The sequence below is a fragment of the Caballeronia sp. LZ062 genome, from assembly GCF_031450785.1.
Lineage (GTDB): Bacteria > Pseudomonadota > Gammaproteobacteria > Burkholderiales > Burkholderiaceae > Caballeronia.
The window spans coordinates 566,152-584,948 of sequence record NZ_JARTWB010000002.1 but is presented as its reverse complement, the minus strand read 5'-3'; the positions used below and the strand labels follow the sequence as shown (position 1 = coordinate 584,948).

At 65.0% G+C, this 18,797-nt stretch carries 16 protein-coding genes and 2 tRNA genes; 10 read left to right on the top strand and 8 right to left on the bottom strand.

Going from position 1 to position 18,797, the window contains the following annotated elements; genetic code table 11:
- Positions 1–582: 582 nt before the first annotated feature.
- The 6 genes from P9239_RS08750 (at position 583) to P9239_RS08725 (ending at position 8,154) form a co-directional block, all read left to right on the top strand.
- Positions 583–3,963, top strand: coding sequence for an Rne/Rng family ribonuclease (locus P9239_RS08750; protein WP_309750088.1), 3,381 nt, complete (start codon positions 583–585; stop codon positions 3,961–3,963).
- 192 nt (positions 3,964–4,155) lie between these two features.
- Entirely contained in the window at positions 4,156–5,262 is a 1,107-nt protein-coding gene (moaA, locus tag P9239_RS08745; protein ID WP_309750087.1) for a GTP 3',8-cyclase MoaA, read from the top strand.
- Between the two features lie 90 nt (positions 5,263–5,352).
- The gene (gene mobA, locus P9239_RS08740) at positions 5,353–5,907 is read left to right on the top strand and encodes a molybdenum cofactor guanylyltransferase MobA (RefSeq protein WP_309753946.1); all 555 of its coding nucleotides are present in this window, start codon (positions 5,353–5,355) and stop codon (positions 5,905–5,907) included.
- A gap of 104 nt (positions 5,908–6,011) precedes the next feature.
- Positions 6,012–7,316, top strand: coding sequence for a gephyrin-like molybdotransferase Glp (glp, locus tag P9239_RS08735; RefSeq protein WP_309750086.1), 1,305 nt, complete (start codon positions 6,012–6,014; stop codon positions 7,314–7,316).
- Positions 7,317–7,393: 77 nt separating this feature from the next.
- The gene (locus P9239_RS08730; protein WP_049655276.1) at positions 7,394–7,669 is read left to right on the top strand and encodes a hypothetical protein; all 276 of its coding nucleotides are present in this window, start codon (positions 7,394–7,396) and stop codon (positions 7,667–7,669) included.
- Entirely contained in the window at positions 7,666–8,154 is a 489-nt protein-coding gene (locus tag P9239_RS08725) for a GNAT family N-acetyltransferase (RefSeq protein WP_309750085.1), read from the top strand. The genes P9239_RS08730 and P9239_RS08725 overlap by 4 nt, the downstream gene beginning before the upstream one ends.
- Positions 8,155–8,161: 7 nt before the next feature.
- On the opposite strand, the gene P9239_RS08720 is transcribed toward P9239_RS08725, so the two are convergent.
- From P9239_RS08720 to pncB, 5 genes are all read right to left on the bottom strand, one after another.
- Positions 8,162–9,622 (bottom strand): DNA recombination protein RmuC, encoded by a 1,461-nt coding sequence (locus P9239_RS08720; protein ID WP_309750084.1) that lies wholly within the window; start codon positions 9,620–9,622, stop codon positions 8,162–8,164.
- A complete protein-coding gene (locus P9239_RS08715; protein ID WP_309750083.1) occupies positions 9,619–10,599 on the bottom strand; it encodes a D-glycerate dehydrogenase in 981 nt (326 codons plus the stop codon). Before P9239_RS08715 ends, P9239_RS08720 begins: the two co-directional genes overlap by 4 nt.
- A 9-nt stretch (positions 10,600–10,608) precedes the next feature.
- Complete coding sequence (locus P9239_RS08710; protein WP_309750082.1) at positions 10,609–11,976, bottom strand: sodium:proton antiporter; 1,368 nt, start codon at positions 11,974–11,976, stop codon at positions 10,609–10,611.
- Between the two features lie 47 nt (positions 11,977–12,023).
- Entirely contained in the window at positions 12,024–12,695 is a 672-nt protein-coding gene (locus tag P9239_RS08705) for a lactate utilization protein C (protein WP_309750081.1), read from the bottom strand.
- Between the two features lie 122 nt (positions 12,696–12,817).
- Entirely contained in the window at positions 12,818–14,008 is a 1,191-nt protein-coding gene (gene pncB, locus P9239_RS08700; RefSeq protein WP_309750080.1) for a nicotinate phosphoribosyltransferase, read from the bottom strand.
- Positions 14,009–14,283: 275 nt separating this feature from the next.
- Between pncB and fdxA the strand changes: the two genes are divergently transcribed.
- The 4 genes from fdxA (at position 14,284) to lpxO (ending at position 16,035) form a co-directional block, all read left to right on the top strand.
- Positions 14,284–14,607, top strand: coding sequence for a ferredoxin FdxA (gene fdxA / locus P9239_RS08695; protein WP_175944513.1), 324 nt, complete (start codon positions 14,284–14,286; stop codon positions 14,605–14,607).
- Between the two features lie 145 nt (positions 14,608–14,752).
- Positions 14,753–14,828, top strand: a tRNA-Asn gene (locus P9239_RS08690).
- Between the two features lie 64 nt (positions 14,829–14,892).
- Positions 14,893–14,968: transfer RNA gene (locus P9239_RS08685), tRNA-Asn, on the top strand.
- Positions 14,969–15,132: 164 nt separating this feature from the next.
- The gene (gene lpxO / locus P9239_RS08680; protein ID WP_309750079.1) at positions 15,133–16,035 is read left to right on the top strand and encodes a lipid A hydroxylase LpxO; all 903 of its coding nucleotides are present in this window, start codon (positions 15,133–15,135) and stop codon (positions 16,033–16,035) included.
- Here the strand turns inward: lpxO and P9239_RS08675 are convergent.
- Genes P9239_RS08675 through P9239_RS08665 form a run of 3 tightly spaced genes read right to left on the bottom strand, consistent with a single transcriptional unit; the run spans position 16,029 to position 18,738 of the window.
- Entirely contained in the window at positions 16,029–16,610 is a 582-nt protein-coding gene (locus tag P9239_RS08675) for an LUD domain-containing protein (RefSeq protein WP_309750078.1), read from the bottom strand. The genes lpxO and P9239_RS08675 overlap by 7 nt on opposite strands.
- Positions 16,607–17,998, bottom strand: coding sequence for a lactate utilization protein B (locus tag P9239_RS08670; RefSeq protein WP_309750077.1), 1,392 nt, complete (start codon positions 17,996–17,998; stop codon positions 16,607–16,609). Before P9239_RS08670 ends, P9239_RS08675 begins: the two co-directional genes overlap by 4 nt.
- Positions 17,995–18,738, bottom strand: coding sequence for a (Fe-S)-binding protein (locus tag P9239_RS08665; protein WP_309750076.1), 744 nt, complete (start codon positions 18,736–18,738; stop codon positions 17,995–17,997). Before P9239_RS08665 ends, P9239_RS08670 begins: the two co-directional genes overlap by 4 nt.
- Between the last annotated feature and the right edge of the window lie 59 nt (positions 18,739–18,797).

The window sequence follows — 18,797 nt, the reverse complement described above, 5'->3', positions numbered from 1 at the left end:
CCCTGCCATCGAGCGAAGGGCTGAGAGGGCACATCGAGGCTCGCCGATTTGCGAACAACGGCGACGCGTCTCGCTGCTGCGCTGATTCCTGCGAAGCGCGAGATGCAAGAAACGCCGCAACGAGGCGAGACACGGCCAGCAGGCGGGAGCACGTAGCCCGCGGCTGCCGCGCGGCAGGTCCGCGATCACGAAGGTCGGTAACGAAGCATCGCGCCGGTTTGCGCGACACCGCCCTTCCTTTCGCGGGCGCCGTCGCGAGGGAAAGGCTCTGTTGAAAGAGCGCAGTGGCTTCGGCGCGTCCATTTCGAGACGCGGACAGCCCCCGCGCCGCCGTTCGTCCTTGCCACGGGCCGCATCGCCTCTGTGCGCCTTCCGTTGTCGCATGTGCCCCATGGCCCGGCCGCCGCGTTCGTCGGCCCGATGCCAGCTTTCGGCAATTCTCCCGCCTAAAATCCGCTCCGGCGTGCTTTTGTGACAACACAAAAAGCGTGGCACGCCCGCCCTCCCGCTTCGCGCGCCGATGTTCGAATCCGCGCCGATTCGCCAGACGAGGAAGGGTCAAAGCCGCTCTGGAGCCGTTCAATGAAACGCATGCTGTTCAATGCGACGCAGCAAGAAGAACTGCGCGTCGCCATCGTCGATGGACAGAAGCTCATCGACATCGACATCGAAACCGCCGGGCGCGAACAGCGCAAAGGCAACATCTACAAGGGAGTCGTCACCCGCATCGAGCCGTCGCTCGAAGCCTGCTTCGTCAACTACGGCGAAGACCGCCACGGCTTTCTGCCGTTCAAGGAAGTCGCCCGCCAGTATTTCCGCGACGGCGTCGAGATGCGCTCCGCACGCATCCAGGACGCGCTGCGCGAAGGACAGGAACTCATCGTTCAGGTCGAGAAGGAAGAGCGCGGCAACAAGGGCGCGGCGCTGACCACGTTCATTTCGCTGGCCGGCCGCTATCTCGTGCTGATGCCGAACAACCCGCGTGGCGGCGGCGTGTCGCGCAGAATCGAGGGCGACGAGCGGCAGGAACTGCGCGAAACCATGGCGCAGCTCGAACTGCCGGAAGGCATGAGCATCATCGCGCGCACGGCCGGTATCGGCCGTTCGGCGGAAGAGCTGCAGTGGGACCTGAACTACCTGATGCAACTGTGGCGCGCCATCGAAGCCGCGTCGCAAAGCGGCGTCGCTGGCCAGCCGATGCTCATTTATCTCGAGTCGAGCCTCGTCATCCGCGCGATTCGCGACTACTTCCAGCCGGATATCGGCGAAATTCTCATCGACACGACCGAAATCCATGACCAGGCGCGCGCCTTCATGGACATCGTGATGCCCGACAACCTGCAAAAGGTGAAGCGGTATCACGACGACGTGCCGCTCTTCTCGCGCTTCCAGATCGAGCATCAGATCGAAACGGCGTACTCGCGCACGGTGCCGCTGCCCTCGGGCGGCGCGATCGTGATCGATCACACCGAGGCGCTCGTCGCCATCGACGTGAACTCGGCTCGCGCCACCAAGGGCGCGGATATCGAAGAAACCGCCACGCGCACCAATCTCGAAGCCGCCGACGAAGTCGCGCGCCAGTTGCGTCTGCGCGATCTGGGCGGCCTCATCGTGATCGACTTCATCGACATGGAGTCGGCCAAGAGCCAGCGCGAAGTCGAGCAGCGCCTGAAAGACGCGCTCAAGCACGACCGTGCGCGCGTGCAAATGGGCAAGATTTCGCGCTTCGGTCTGATGGAGCTGTCGCGTCAGCGGCTGCGTCCGGCGCTGTCGGAAGGCAGCCACGTCACCTGCCCGCGCTGCAACGGCACGGGTCATATCCGCGATACCGAATCGTCCGCGCTGCAAGTGCTGCGGATCATTCAGGAAGAAGCGATGAAGGAGAACACCGCGGCAATTCATTGCCAGGTGCCGGTCGAAGTGACCGCCTTCCTGCTGAACGAAAAGCGCTCGGAAATCAACAAGATCGAGTCGCGCTTCAAGGTGAACGTCGTTCTGATTCCGAACAAGCACCTGGAGACGCCGCATTACAAGCTGGAGCGCCTGCGTCACGACGATGCGCGCCTCGACGATCCGCGCGCCTCGTGGAAGATGGCCGTCGAAGCGGCGAGCGAACTCGAATCCGAGACCGGCTACAGCAAGCGCGCCGAAGAAGTGAAGCCGAAGCAGGAAGCGGCGGTGAAGGGCATCACGCCCGAGAAGCCCGCGCCGAGCGCGCCCGTCAAGCCCGCGCCGGTCGAGGCCGCGCCCGCTCCGGCGCCCGTGCCCGTGCCGGCGAGCGGCGGTTTCATCGCGTGGATCAAGAATCTGTTCGGCATCCAGCCCGAAGTGAAGCCGGCTCCGGCGCCTGTCGAAGCGCAACCGGCGGCGCGTCCGCAGCGCGAGCGTGCCGAACGCGGCGAGCGTGGCGAACGTGCGGGCAGCGGCGATCGCAACCGCAATCGCCGCAGTGGCGCGGGCCGTGAAGGCGTCGCTGCCAACGGCGCGACGACCGGCGGCAACGGTGCGGCACGCCAGCCTGCGCGACGCGAAGATCGCGAAGCGCGTGGCACGCGTGAAGGCCGGGAGCCGCGCGAGGCACGTGAAGGACGAGAAGGCCGTGAACTGCGCGAAGTCCGCGAGCCGCGTGAAGCTCGGGAACCGCGCGAGGCACGTGAACCCCGCGAAGCACGCGAGCCGCGTGAAACCCGCGAACCGCGCGAAGCCCGTGAACCGCGCGAGGCGCGTGAACCGCGCGATCGCGGCCAGGAACGCGGCGCCGAACGCGCACCGCGTCCGGATGCGGCCGAGCGTCAGGAACGCCGCGAGCGTCCTGACCGTGGCGAGCGTGCTGACCGCGCCGACCGTGGCGAGCGCACGGAGCGTGCAGAACGCCCCGAGCGCGCGGAACGCGGCGAGCGTCGCAAGCCGCAGCCGGAAGCCGCCGTCGAGGCATTGACGCAGGGCGAGACGGCAGCATCGGATATCGCGGACACCACGCCGCTCAATGCCGACGCTTTGCAGCAAGACGTCGATGCGCTTTCTGCCGATCAGGCCGCAGCCGCACGTGAAGGCGAAGAGCGCCGTCGTCGTCGCCGTGGTCGCCGTGGCGGCCGTCGTGATCGCGATGAAGAAGGCATGACCGTGAACCACGCCGCCGATGTGGCGGAAGCCGAAGGTGCAGCCGAAAGCACGTCCGCGCAAGCCGGTGTCTTCGACGCCGAAGCTGCGCAGGAAGCCGCCGCTCGCCGTGAACCGCGTCCGGTCGCGGTCGAGTCCGAGGCCGCGCAAAGCCGCGAAGCGGAGCCGGTGCAAGCCGTACAAGCTGCACAAGCCGAGCCGTCCGAAGTGAAGGAAGAGGCGAAGGACGAGGCGAAGGAAGAACCGAAGGTCGAAGCAAAGGCGAATTTGCAGCCCGCGCCCGATATCTTCGCGAAGCCCGCAGCGGCGCCGGCCGTGGAGAACCCGTTCGGGCCGTCGCAGAAGGTTGCGGAAACGAAGCCGGCCGATCCGTTCGCGCCCGTCGCCGAGGACGCGCCGAAGGCTGTCGAAGCCGCGAGCCACACCGAAACGGCACCGGCAGCACCGGCAGCACCCGAAGTGTCCGAGCCGGTGAAGACCGCCGCGATCGCTTCGACGCCGGCTGCAACCGCGGTGGAGCCGATTCAGACGGAAGCCACGCCTGTCGCGCAGCCCGAAGCGACGACGCAGCCAACGCCCGAGCCTGTCGTCTCCGAACCGGTGAAGCCTGCCGCGACGCAGCCGACGCCCGCCGCATCGTCGACGGGAACGGACGCGTTGAAGCCGATGCTCGACACCGCCGGCCTCGTCTGGGTGAACACGGACGCCGACAAGCTGCGCGCGGCCAACGCCGCCGCCGCGCAGGAACCGGCGCCGATGCGCGCGCCGCGCGAGCGCAAGCCGCTCCCGCCGCTCGATACCGCGCCGATGCAGCAAGTGGAAACTGGCAAGAGCGCGCATTGACCGGGCGCGCGGCCTTGTTGTCGAGGCCGCGCGAAGCAGCACGCAAAAACGCCATCGACGCCGAGTCGATGGCGTTTTTTCTTGGAGCAGTAGTGGAAAGCCCGGCCCAGCGAGCCCCGCCGCGCCCGGCCGGATTCGCGCGCTTCCGCTAAAATGGGCTGCTTGCCTATTCGACCGAAGCTCCGAGCAACCATGTCCCGACGCATCATTCCGTTAGCCGATGTCAGCGCGATCCCGGATTTCTCCGGCGCCGCCGCAGCGCCATCCGGCTTGCTGACGGACACGCTCGCACGCCCCTTGCGCGACTTGCGCATCTCGGTCACGGATCGCTGCAACTTCCGCTGCGTCTACTGCATGCCGCGCGACGTGTTCGACAAGGACTACCCGTTCCTGCCGCATTCCGCGCTGCTGTCGTTCGAGGAAATCGAACGGCTCGCGCGCGTGTTCGTCGCGCACGGCGTCGAGAAGATCCGGCTCACGGGCGGCGAGCCGCTTCTGCGCAAAAACATCGAATTCCTGATCGACCGGCTCGCAAAACTGCGCACACCGCAGGGCCGGCCGCTCGACATCACGCTCACCACCAACGGATCGCTGCTCGCACGCAAGGCTCAATCGCTGAAGGACGCGGGCCTTTCACGCGTGACGGTTAGCCTCGACGCGCTCGACGACGCCCTCTTCCGCCGCATGAACGACGCCGACTTCGCCGTGGCCGACGTGCTGGACGGCATCGCGGCGGCGCAGGCAGCCGGTCTCGCGCCGGTCAAGGTCAACATGGTCGTCAAACGTGGCACAAACGATCAGGAAATCGTGCCGATGGCGCGCCACTTCAAAGGCAGCGGCGTCGTTCTGCGCTTCATCGAATACATGGATGTCGGCGCGTCCAACGGCTGGAACATGGACGAAGTGCTGCCGTCCGCGCAGGTGGTCGAGCGGATCGCCGCGCACTTCCCGCTCGCGCCACTGGAAGCGCACACCGCCGCCGAGACCGCGCAACGCTGGGGTTATCGCGATGGAAGCGGCGAAATCGGCGTGATCTCGAGCGTGACGCGGGCTTTCTGCGGCTCGTGCACCCGCGCGCGGCTTTCCACGGAAGGTAAGCTGTATCTGTGCCTCTTCGCCACCTCGGGCCACGATCTTCGCGCGCTCATTCGCGGCGGCGCAAGCGATGACGACGTGGCCACCGCCGTCGCCCGTATCTGGGAAGCGCGCGGCGACCGCTACTCGCAGTTGCGCGGCAGCGCGTCGGCGGCCTCGCGGGAAGACGGTCCGCGCGTGGAAATGTCGTACATCGGCGGCTGACTGGACGCATCGCACGTGAATGCAACTGCGCGCGCCGCGTCGGCATCGAACGTCACCGGGCTCGTGCTCGCGGGCGGGCAAGGGTCGCGCATGGGCGGCGTCGACAAAGGCATGCAGCCGTTCCGCGGCGAACCGCTCGCGCTTCATGTGCTGCGCTGCCTCGCGCCGCAAGCGAGCGCCATGCTGATCAGCGCCAATCGAAACATCGAGGCATATTCGGCACTTGCCGCGCCGTTCGGCGCCCGCGTAATCGTGGACGCGCTCGGCGACTACCCCGGACCGCTCGCAGGCATCGCCGCGGCGCTGCGCGCAGCGCAGACCGAATTCGTGCTGCTTGCGCCGTGCGACGCTCCATTCGTCGATCAACGGCTCGGCCACATGCTCGGCGAAGCGCTCGACGCCGAACGCGCCGACATCGCGTATGCCGCGACGATCGAACCGTGCGGGGAGCGCATCGCGCATCCGGTCTTCGCGCTCGTGCGCACCTCACTTGCCGACGATCTCGACGCCCGGCTCGCGTCCGGCGAACGGAAGGTGCGCGCGTGGTACGCGCGCCACAAGGCGGTGCAAGTGCCATTTCACGATGATCGAGCGTTTTACAATATCAATGATTTACGCCAGCTAGCCGAGCTGGAGCGCCGGTAGAAGCTACCGGCGCTCGCACAGCGTTGCGCCAGCCTCCGGCGGCCTTTCGTCACGCGGCCTTTGCCGCTTCCTCGCCCGGCGCAGAGCGCGCCTCACCCCTGTTCATGACCACGTTGAAGCCACTGTCCGGTTGCGTCGCTCACTACGATCCAGACGCGTTGCCCGTCGAGGCCGCGCAGGAAATCGTGCGTCAATGGGCGATGCCGCGCGGGCGGGCGGAGCGCGTCGAGCGCGTCGGACTCTTCGATGCGCTGAACCGCGTGCTCGCAGAGGACGTGACCTCGCCCATCGACGTCCCCGCCTTCGACAACTCCGCGATGGACGGCTACGCGTTTTCCGGCGCGGCGCTGTCGTCGGCCAAGCAGTCTTTGACGCTGAACGTCGCGGGCGCGGCGCTCGCCGGACGGCCGTTCGCCGGGCAACCGGCCGCAGGCGAATGCGTGCGCATCATGACCGGCGCGTTGATGCCCGAGGGCTGCGACACCGTCGTGCCGCAGGAACTCGTCACGCGCGAAGGCGACGCCATCTGCTTCGCCGCCGACGCCGTCCGCGTGGGCCAGAACCGGCGGCTGTCGGGCGAAGATCTCGCGCGCGGCAAACCCGCGTTGCGCGCGGGCCGCGTCGTGCGGGCGTCGGATCTCGGCTTGCTGGCGTCGCTCGGCATCGCCGAAGTGAATGTGCAGAAACGGCTCGTCGTCGCGTTCTTCTCCACGGGCGATGAGCTACGCGCCGTCGGCGAACCGCTGACGCCGGGCACGCTTTACGACAGCAACCGCTACACGCTTTTCGCGATGCTGCGCCGGCTCGGCGTCGAAACCGTGGATCTCGGCATCGTCCGCGACGACCGCGCGTCGCTCGAAAAAGCGTTGCGCGAGGCGACCGAAGCGGCGGACGTGGTCGTCAGTTCGGGCGGCGTCTCGGTCGGCGACGCCGACTTCACGCGCGAACTGATGAACTCGCTCGGCGACGTCGCGTTCTGGAAAATCGCCATGCGCCCCGGGCGGCCACTCGCATTCGGCCGGCTGTGGTCCGGTCCGCGCGCGGGCATGGGCAAGTCCGCGCTCTTCTTCGGCTTGCCGGGCAACCCGGTCGCGGTCATGGCGACGTTCTATTTCATCGTGCGCGAGGCGCTGATCGCTATGTCCGGCGCGACGCGGCAAGAACCGACGGTGATTCGCGCGCGCTCCGCTGCACCCATCAGAAAACGCCCAGGCCGCACCGAGTTCCAGCGCGGCATCGCCACCCGCGACGGCGCGGGGCGCTGGAGTGTCGTCACGACCGGCCCGCAAGGTTCGGGCGTGCTGAGTTCGATGAGCGAGGCAAACTGTTTCATCGTGCTCGAACACGACCGCGCCGATATCGACGCGGGCGACGAAGTGAACATCGTGCCGTTCGACGGCCTTATCTGACAACTCACAGCGACCCAACCATGCGCGAAGCCGCGGCGACCCACATTCCAACTATCGACAGACGGGGCTCTCCTCCCATGAAAAAGCAGATCTCATCCATTGCACCGGGACAGACGGCCAAGGCGCTGATTCTCGTCTACCTGACGTTCAGCGTGCCCATCGTGCTGCTCGGCGTGGTTGTCGCATTCGTGCGCTACGGCTCGGTCGAAGTGAGCACGGTCACGAGCGCGCTCTTGCTCAACGCGATCCTCGGCTTCGTCCTGCTGTGGATTGCGTGCCACGCCTATAACTGGGTGGCGTCGCGCTTCGGCGGCATCGAAATTGTGCTGTCCGACGCACCGGAAGAAGCATGAGCGCCGCGTCGATTCGTCCGGCCGCGCCCGCCGATACCGGCGCGATTGTCGGCCTGATGCGCGAACTCGCGGAGTTCGAAAAGCTCACGCACCTCTTCGTCGCGACGGAAGACGGCTTGCGCGACGCGCTCTTCGGCGCGCGCCCGGCGGCGGAGGCGCTCGTCGCCGAACAGGCGGGCGAAGTCGTCGGCTATGCCCTCTTCTTCCACAACTTCTCGACGTTTCTCGGCAAGCGCGGTCTGTATCTCGAAGACCTCTACGTGCGCCCGGCGCTGCGCGGAAGCGGCGTCGGCACGATGATGCTGAAGAAACTGGCCGCGCTCGCTGTCGAGCGCCAGTGCGGACGCTTCGAATGGTCGGTGCTGGACTGGAATCAGAACGCCATCGACTTCTACGAGAAGATGGACGCGACCGTGCTGCCGGACTGGCGCGTCGTGCGCATCACCGGCGATTCGCTGGATCGTCTCGCGAACGGCGCGGGTTGAGCGCGCTTCACAAGTCGTCGTCGCTTTCGGGTGAGGACGACAGATCGCCCAGCACGCCCGCCGCCTTTTCGTGCGGCAGCGCCTCGACGTCGCGCAGGCGCTTGCCCATCTGACGCGTGCGCGTCTGCGCCGCTTCGATCGACCGCGTGACGGTTTCAAGTTGCGCCTTCGTGCGCGCGAGCACGTCGCCGAACTTGCCGAACTCCGTCTTTACCGCGCCGAGCACCTGCCAGACTTCGCTCGACCGCTTCTCGATGGCGAGCGTCCGGAATCCCATTTGCAAACTGTTGAGCAGCGCGGTGAGCGTCGTCGGGCCGGCCACGCTCACGCGATACTCGCGCTGTAAGAAGTCGCTCAGGCCCGGACGACGCAGCACTTCGGCGTACAAGCCTTCGGTCGGCAGAAAGAGCAACGCGAAGTCGGTCGTGTAAGGCGGCGCGACGTACTTCTGCGCGATCGCCCGCGCCTCGGCGCGCAAACGCCCTTCGAGTGCGCGCGACGCTTCTTCGACCGCGACAGGATCGGCGCGCTCCTGCGCGTCGATAAGACGCTCGTAGTCTTCGCGCGGAAACTTGGCGTCGATGGGCAACCACACCGGCGTAGCCACATCGCCCGATGAACCGGCGATACCCGGCGCGTCATGCCGCCCCGGCAGCTTGATCGCGAACTCGACGCGTTCGTTGCTGTTCGGCACCGTCGCGACGTTCTTGGCGTACTGATCGGGCGTGAGCAACTGCTCCAGCAGCGATTCGAGCTGCACCTCGCCCCAGATGCCGCGCGTCTTGACGTTGGTGAGCACCTTCTTCAGATCGCCGACGCCCGCGGCCAGCGACTGCATTTCCCCCAGCCCGCGATGCACCTGCTCCAGCCTCTCCGACACGAGCCGGAACGACTCGCCGAGCCGCTGCTCCAGCGTCGCGTGCAGTTTCTCGTCCACGGTGCGGCGCATTTCGTCGAGTTTCGCGGCGTTGTTCGCTTCGATGTCCTTCAGACGCGCTTCCAGCGTCGCGCGGACTTCCGTCAGGCGCCGGTCGTTGGCTTCGGAAAGCTGCGCGAGATGCAGCGTCATGGAATCGGCGAAGCGCTTCAGCGCGTTGCCCTGGTCCTCGCGCGCCTGCTGGCTTTGCTGCGCGAGCTGCTGCGCCAGGGCGTCGAACTGTGCGTTCTGCACGCTGGACGTGCTCGCCAATTGCGTCGCGAGCGTCTGATGAAATTGCGAGAAGCCGCCCTGCGATTCCATGCGCGAAACGCGCGCGTGTTCCGCGATATCGCCACGAAGCCCCCGTTCGAGCCGCTCCTGCGCGCGTGCATGCGCCTCACCCATGTCGTTCACGCGATCGGTGAGCGCGGCGAATTCCTCGTCGATATCGACATGCGCGCCACGCCGCATGACCGCGGCGAGCGCAACCAACGCGACGACGAGCGCGACCGCCAGCAACGCGATTGCGCCGTACAGCAGTTCGATCATGAGCCGAGCACGCCAGGGTTGATCGGATTCGGCGGATTGCCCGCGCGCGGGCCTTGGCCCAACGCGGCGATCAGATTGTCGGCAGCAAGGTTCGCCATCGCGCGACGCGTCGTCTCGGTCGCGCTCGCGATATGCGGCGTGAGCACGACGTTCTCGAGCGCGAGGAAACCGGGATTCAGATTCGGCTCGCCTTCGAACACGTCGATGCCGGCCGCCGCGATGCGCTTGTCGCGCAGCGCTTCGATCAGCGCCGCGTCATCGACGATTCCGCCGCGCGCGATGTTCGTCAGCGTGGCCGTTGGCTTCATCAGCGCAAGCTCGGCCGCGCCGATCGTGTGGTGGCTTTCCTTCGAGTACGGCAGCACGAGCACGACGTGATCCGCGCGCTTGAGCAAATCTTCCTTCGACGCGTACTCCGCATTGAGCTGCGCCTCGATCTCGGGCGCGACGCGCGAGCGGTTGTGATAGATCACGCGCATGTTGAAGCCGCTCGCACGCCGCGCAAGCGCCTGCCCGATGCGTCCCATGCCGATCACGCCGAGCGTCGAGCCGTACACGTCGACGCCGAGAAACGAATCGAACGACCACTTCTGCCATTTTCCCGCGCGCAGGAAGTGCTCCGACTCGGTGACGCGGCGCGCCGCCGCCATCATCAGCGCCCAGCCGAAATCGGCCGTGCTTTCGTTGAGCACATGCGGCGTATTGGTGCCGAGCACCTTGTGGGCGTCGAACGCCTGCATGTCGAAGTTGTTGTAGCCGACCGCCATGTTCGCCACCGCTTTGAGGTTCGGCGCGCCCGCCAGTTCCTTCTCGCCGACCACCTCGCCGGCCGTGAATGCGCCGTCCTTGTCGGCGAGACGGCGCGCGAATTCGTCTTGCGGCAGCACGTCGCCGAGGTTCACGTCGACTTCGAAATACTGTTTCAGGCGCTCGATCACATCAGGAAACGTAGGACGAGCCACAAGCACTTTCTTCATCGCATGCTCCTAGAAAAATAGCCAGCCGGTGACGGCGAAAAGCGGCAACAGCACGAGGCAGGACCAGCCGAGATAGCCGAAGAAACCCGGCATGCGCACGCCGCGCGATTCCGCGATGGCCTTCACCATGAAATTCGGCGCATTGCCGATATACGAGTTCGCGCCCATGAACACTGCGCCGGCCGAGATCGCCGCGAGCGTCGTGGCGCCCGTGGTCATGAGCGTCTCTGCGTCGCCGCCCGCGAGGTTGAAGAACACAAGATAGGTCGGCGCGTTGTCGAGGAAGGACGACAGCAGGCCCGTCGTCCAGAAGTAGGCGATGTCGATCGGCCTGCCGTTGGCGTCCGACACCGCGCGCACGATCGCGTCGAACGCGCCCGCCTCGCCCGCGCGCAGGATCATGATGACCGGCGCGATGGTCACGAAGATGGCCGCGAAGAGCTTGGCGACTTCCACGATAGGCGCCCAGTCGAACGCATTGCCTGCGCGGGCGCGCTCGGGCGTCAGCGCGAGCGAAGCCAACAGCACGACGACGAGTGCGGCGTCCCGAAGAACGTTCTGCAATTCGACAGGCGTGCCGAACACGTTGAATTCGACGCCCGGCTTCCATAAGCCGCTCATCAACACGAGCGCAACGATGACCGCCATCAGCACGAGATTGATCTTGCCGTCGATGCCGAGCCTCGGCGTGTCCGGCGTCGGATCGAGAAACGGCTTTCGCGCTTCTTCCCTGCTGCGCCAGTAATAGCTGTCGAGCGCGTAGAACAGCACGAGCAGCACGCCGCAGATGAAAAGCATCGGCGGCGCGAGATGCAGCGTCGTCCAGAAGAAACCGACGCCGTTCAGGAAACCGAGAAAGAGCGGTGGATCGCCGAGCGGTGAGAGCGAGCCGCCCGCATTCGCCACGAGAAAAATGAAGAACACCACGACGTGCACGACATGCTTGCGATTGTCGTTGGCACGCAGGAGCGGGCGGATCAGCAGCATGGCCGCGCCCGTCGTCCCCATGATGCTCGCGAGCACCGTGCCGAGGGCAATCAGCGCTGTGTTGACGCGCGGCGAGCCGTGCAGATTGCCTTGCACGCAGATGCCGCCCGCCACCGTATAGAGTGCGGCAAGCAGAATGATGAACGGCACGTACTCTTCGAGCATCGCGTGGACGAGCACGCCGAACGCCGTGCCGATGCCGTACGCAAACGCGAACGGCACGAGGAACGCCAGCGCCCACGCCGCCGCTATCTTGCCGAAATGGGAATGCCACAGCTTGCTTGCGACGAGTGGAAACACCGCAATGGACAGCAGTATGCCGATGAACGGAATGCACCATGTCGCAGACAAGGAAGCGCCGTCGAGTGCGGCGGCCGAAGCATCGGACATCGCGCAGAGCGATAGCAGAAAACCCCAAACGAAACGCGGCACTGTCCTTACGCTCCCCGCACGATGATCGCATGGACGCGATACGGGCCGTGCGCGCCGAGCACGATGGTCTGCTCGATATCGCCGGTGCGGGACGGCCCGGAAATGAAGTTGACGGCACGCGGCAGCTCGCCCCGCTCGGCACGCATCAGCGCGAACGCGTCTTCATGCGCGGCCACGATGCGCGACGCCGGTACGATGGCAATATGCGTCTGCGGCAGAAGCGCGCCCGACGCGGGCGTCTCGGGCCCTGACAGGAGCACGATGGAGCCGGTCTCCGCAGCCGCGCAAAAGCAGCCGGTGATCCCGACGAGGTCCGCATCCACCGGCTTGCGCAGCGACGCCGCGATGCCCGCTTCGCGCCACGGCAAATCAGCGAGCGCGGGCCACGCGACGACCTCGCGCGAAAGCTGCAGTGTGTCCAGATAGCGTGCGGCTTCGGCCGGGGCATCGGCCAGCGTCTCGACTTCGGCGACGCTCGTCGAAAGACGCTCGGCCTCGAGACGAAAGCGCGCGATCAGTTCGTCGCGCGTGACCGGAAGCGGCGGACGCGGCCCAGCGGGATGACGCGCGAGATACTCTTCGGCGGCGGCACGCTCGGCGTCGGTCGGCGCGCCTTGCCTGCCCTGCGCGCTGCGAATGCGCGCGAGAATGTTGCGGCGCGCGGCCGATGTGTCCATGGTGCCGTCCTCGTGATTGAAGCGTGGGAACGTCGCGGCCATGCAACCGCCACGCGAAGCCGATTATATCGACCGGTCCGCGCGCGCGGACCTCGCCCGAACGGCATAGGCCGCGCGCGGTGTCAGCTTTCCTCGACCGGCTGCTCGATGCCGAACACCTGCCGCAGATAGGCGAGATACGCTTTGTCGTCGCACATGTTCTTGCCCGGCGAATCGGAGAGCTTCGCCACCGGCTGGCCGTTGCAGCGGACCATCTTGATGACGATCTGCAGCGGCTGATAGCCGAGATCGTTCGTGAGATTCGTGCCGACGCCGAACGCGAGCTGACAGCGGCCACGGAAACGCTCGTAGAGTTGCAGCACTTTGGGAATATCGAGCGCGTCCGAGAAGACGAGCACCTTCGTGCGCGGGTCGCAGCGGTTTTCTTCGTAATGCTTGATGAGACGCTCGCCCCAGTCGAACGGATCGCCCGAATCGTGGCGCGCGCCGTCGAAGAGCTTGCAGAAGTACATGTCGAAGTCGCGCAGGAACGCCTTCATGCCGTACACGTCCGACAGCGCGATACCGAGGTCGCCGCGATATTCCTTCGCCCACATTTCGAAGCCGAAGATCTGCGAATCGCGCAGGCGGGGTCCCAACGCCTGACACGCCTGCAAGTATTCGTGCGCCATCGTGCCGAGCGGACGCAGGCCGTGCTTCATCGCGTAGAACACGTTGCTCGTGCCCGCGAACTGTTCGCCGAGCCGCTCCTTGAGCGTCAGCACCACTTCCTCATGCCACTGCTTCGAAAAACGGCGGCGCGTGCCGTAATCGGCGATCTTGCAGTCGGAATACTCGGGCGGCGTGGCGAGCAGCTTGATCTTGTCGCGCAGGCGCTCGCGCCCGGTTTCGTACTCCGGCTGGCGCTGCGTGTTGCGGAAGTAGACTTCGTTGACGATGGCGAGCACCGGAATCTCGAAGAGAATCGTATGCAGCCACGGACCTTCGATCAGAATGTCGATTTCGCCGTTGTTCTTCGGCGACGGCGAGATCTGAATGGACTTCTCGTTGAGATGAAAGAGCGCGAGGAAGTCGATGAAATCGCTCTTCATGAAGCGCATGCGCCGCAGATAGTCGAGCTCTTCTTCACGGAAGCGCAGATTGCACAGTTGGCGCACTTCGTCGCGAATCTCGTCGATGTACGGCACGAGATCGACATTCGGCGTGCGGCAGCGGAACCGATATTCCACGTGCGCAGCCGGGAAGTGATGCAGCACGACCTGCATCATCGTGAACTTGTAGAGGTCGGTGTCGAGCAGCGAATTGATGATCATGGTTTGACTGGAACATCGAGCGATGAGACCGCGCGCCGTCTTGCTGCGGCGTGCCTTTGGTCCATGTTACCCGAATGCGCGCGCCGGCAAGACGCTTGCCGACCCTTTTTGGCAACCGCGCATACATACATTGCAAAACGATATAAGGCACGTCCCGCGGCGCTCGCGCCCGTTTTGACCGTTACGCTACAATACGCGTTTCGGCGCGCGAACTCGCCCTGGGCCACATAGCCTGCCGGACGCCGCCTCCACGAATTGCGCATGCAGGAGCCTGAATGACTCACGTTGTGACCGAAAGCTGCATCAAGTGCCGCTACACCGACTGTGTGGATGTGTGCCCGGTGGATTGCTTCCGTGAAGGTCCCAACTTTCTCGCGATCGATCCGGACGAGTGCATCGACTGCGCCGTGTGCGTGGCCGAGTGCCCTGTGAATGCCATATACGCCGAAGAAGACGTGCCCGGCGACCAGCAGCAGTTCATCGAACTGAACGCGGACCTCGCGCGCAACTGGCCGAGCATCACGAAGACGAAAGCGCCGCTGCCCGAAGCCGACGAATTCAAGGACGTGAAGGACAAACTGAACCTGCTGGAGCGTTGAGGCGAACGGGCGTCCTTCTGCGGTCGGCTTCTGCGGTCAGTGCTAGGACGAGTTCGCGCCGGTGCAAAAAGGTGTTTCGAGTGAAGAATCGGCGTTGACAGGGTAAGAGACGCTCCCTATAATTCCGCTTCTCTGCTGTAGATGTTCCCCGATAGCTCAGTCGGTAGAGCGCCGGACTGTTAATCCGTAGGTCCCTGGTTCGAGCCCAGGTCGGGGAGCCAAAAAAATTCAGCAAAGCCCAGTCAATTCACTGGGCTTTTTATTCAGTATCACCGTTGTAGATGTTCCCCGATAGCTCAGTCGGTAGAGCGCCGGACTGTTAATCCGTAGGTCCCTGGTTCGAGCCCAGGTCGGGGAGCCAAAAGCTCCAAGCAAAAAGCCCAGTCACGTGACTGGGCTTTTTGCTTTCTGAACGTCCGTCGGCGTTGCATCGGGTGGTTTAAGCAGACACTCCGTTTCCGTTTGTATAATTTTGTCACTTCTTGTGACACAACTATCGACGGCGACGCGAAGGGGCAACCGCACATGCGCTGGCTAGTTCTCGTGATCTTTATTGCGTGTGCTGCATACACGCACTGGCGGGGCAAGGTTCGCCACGGTTTTTTCCGGCAGCTTTCCGACCACTCGACGTTCATGTCGCCCGTGAACGGCTTCGTCTATCTCTTTTCGCGCGTGCCTTCCACGCCGTACCTTCAGCCGTCGCTTTTTCCGGATCTCGCGCCGATCAAGGCGCACTGGCAGACGATTCGCGCCGAAGCGCTCGCGCTGCATGAGGCGAGCAAAATCCAGGCGGCTGGCGCGTACAACGACATCGGCTTCAACTCGTTCTTCCGGCGCGGCTGGCGGCGCTTCTATCTAAAGTGGTACGACCGGCCGCATCCGTCGGCGGTCGCCGTATGCCCGAAGACGCTCTCGATCCTTCAAAACATCCCGAGCGTGAAAGCCGCGATGTTTGCCATGCTGCCGCCCGGCGGCACGCTCACGCTGCATCGCGATCCGTACGCCGGGTCGCTGCGCTATCACCTCGGGCTCGTGACGCCGAACGACGACGGCTGCGCGATCGTCGTGGATGGCGAGCGGTACTCGTGGCGCGACGGCGAGGAAGTCGTCTTCGACGAAACCTATCTGCACTGGGCCGAGAACACGACGGACAAAGAGCGCATCATTTTGTTCTGCGATATCGAGCGGCCGATGAAATACCGCTGGGCGCAGGCAGTGAACAACGCGGTCGGCGGCTTTCTGATGCGCGCGGCGGCCTCGCCGAACGAAACCGGCGACCGCACCGGCGGATTGAATCGCGCGTTCAAGTATCTGTATTCGGTTCGGCTCGTCGGCAAGCGGCTCAAGGCGTGGAACCGGACCGTGTATTACATCGTGAAGTGGCTGCTGTTCGGCGGCATCGCGGTGGCAATCTTCTGGCGCTACTGAATCCACACGACGGTCAGCGAGCGCACGCCCTGCGCGCCGCGAATCAGCACGCCTTCGATATCCGCCGTCGCGGACGGACCCGTCACCAGCACGGCGTAGCGCGCCGACTGGAAGTCGGGCCGTCGGTACACCTGCTGCAAGCCGTCGACAAGCTCCGCCGGATCGAGCAGCACGACGAGATGCTGCACGAGATAGCCGATCGAATTGACGACGTACTCGTCTTCGCTGAACCACACGGACCCCGTCTCCGCGACGCCGAAGCGCCCGCGCACGACGCCCACATCGACATCCTGTAGCGACGCGGGCGACGTTTCCGGCGAGAGCACGCGCGTGCCTTCGATACCCGGCACGGCGGAGGCCACCACCGCATCCGCGCCGAAACGCGCGGCGATCATCTCCTTCACTTCGTCGAGGCTATGCGCGTGCGCCGTTGTGCCGCCCATCGCCGTCAGCGCGGCGATGAAGCGCGTCTGCAGATCGCCTTCGGGCGACGGGAAAATCGGCAATTCGGGACGCGGACGCGCTGCGGGCTGCGCGGCGCGAATTTTCGCGAGAAAGGCATCACGGGTCGTCATTTGGCGGGCTTCCGATTTTTCTTGTACCACTCGTGGAAGGTCTCGGCGGGCGCTTCGGGCAAGTCGCGCCCGCGTCCCCAGATGTTGAGCGGGTTGTACAGCACGAAGTTCGGCAGCCGCTTCAACGCGCCGCCGAGCGACGCCACCGTCGCGCGATACAGCGTCGGGCTCGCGAGCAGACGCCCCGCCATCTTCAGCACTTCCTGCTTCACGAACGGCACTTCGTGACGCTCCGCAATCACCGCGCGCCACTTGTAGATCTGCTCGTGAATGTTGACCTTCGTCGGGCAGACGTTCGTGCAACTGCCGTTGAGCGTCGAGGCGAACGGCAGGCTGCTGTAGCGCTTGAGGTCGTAAGTCGGATTGATGATCGCGCCGATCGGCCCCGAATACGTGCCGCCGTACGAGAGCCCGCCGCTTCGCCGATACACCGGACACGTGTTCATGCACGCGCCGCAGCGAATGCACTTGAGCGAATACCAGAAATCGTCGAGTGCGAGCCGCTCGGAGCGGCCGTTGTCGACGAGAATGAAGTGCATCTCCGTGCCCGGCCGCGGCGCGCGAAAGTGCGACGTGTACTGCGTGATCGGCGAGCCGAGCGCGCTGCGCGAAAGCATCCGCACGAACACGCCGAGATCGGCGATGCTCGGAATCAGCTTCTCGATGCCGATGGACGCGATATGCAGCGGCGGCACGTTCGCGGACAGATCCGCGTTGCCCTCGTTCGTGCAGACGACGACCGTGCCCGTCTCCGCCACCGCGAAGTTGCAGCCGGTCATCCCGGCCGTCTTCTCGCGCACGAAGTACGGCCGTGTGTTCATGCGCTGGCTTTCCGCGAGATAGTGAATGTCGCTGTTCTTCGGATCGGTGCCGATGGTCTTGCCGAACAGTTCGGCCACGTCCGCGCGCAGCTTGTGGACGGCCGGCACGACCATATGGCTCGGGTCCTGATGATCGAGCTGCTGGATGCGCTCGCCCAGATCGGTTTCCATCACCGTGATGCCGCGCGGCTCCAGATAGTCGCGCATGTAGCATTCGTCGGTGAGCATCGACTTGCTTTTGACGAGCGTGGTCATGCCGCGCTCGCTCATCAGCTGGTAGACGAGCGCGTTATGCTCTTCCGCGTCCGCCGCGAAATGCACGACGACGCCGTTCTTCTCCGCCTGATCCGCGAACTGCGCGAGATAGTCGGCGAGATGGGACAGCGTGTGTTCCTTGATGCCCGAGGCCAGATCGCGCAGCGTTTCCCACTCGGGAATACCGTGCGCCTGCGCGTCGCGCTTCGAACGCAAGTCCCAGAGCCGCTTGTCGTGGAACGCCACGTGATCCGTCTTCTGCAGGAACGCGCCCGCAGCCTTAGCATGATCGATGCGAACGGTCTTCGTCATGCCCGCGCTCCGTTCAGAACCTGCGCAATGTGGATGAACTTCGCGTCGAGCTTCATGCGCTCCGCGCAGCCCTGCTGATGCATGAGACACGACATGTCGCCCGAGACAATGTACTCCGCGCCCGCGCCGATGTGATCGCGCACCTTGTCCTGTCCCATGCGCACCGACACGGCCTCTTCGGTGACGGAGAACGTGCCGCCGAAGCCGCAGCATTCGTCCGGCCGCGCGGGCGAGACGAACTCGATGCCCTTCACGCGTTCGAGCAACGCGCGAGGCTTCGAAAACGGCGTGCCCGCGACTTCCGAATTCGATGTCTCGCGCAGATGCCGGACCGCGCTGCAACTGTTGTGCAGCCCGACGCGATGCGGAAACTCGGCCCACGGGAAGTCGCGCACCTGCAAAACGTCGTGCAGGAATTCGACCAGTTCATAGGTGCTTTTGCGCACCTTCTGCACCGCACTCGTCTGCTCGATGGCCGTGAAATGCTCGCGCACGTGATGCGTACAACTCGCCGACGGCCCGACCACATAGTCATAGTCCGCGAAGTTGCGGGCGAACACGCGCTCCGCGCCGGCGGCGTCGGCGTGCGCGCCGCTATTGGCCATCGGCTGTCCGCAGCACGTCTGGTCTTGCGGATAGTCGACATCGAGGCCGAGCCGCTCCAGCAATTCCAGCGTGGCGATGCCGATCTGCGGATAAAAGGCATCGATGAAACAAGGCACGAACAGGGCAACTTTCATGGGGATCGGTTTGCGGAGCGTCCGCGTTGGTCTGCTTGGTCTGACCAAGACTTTAGGGA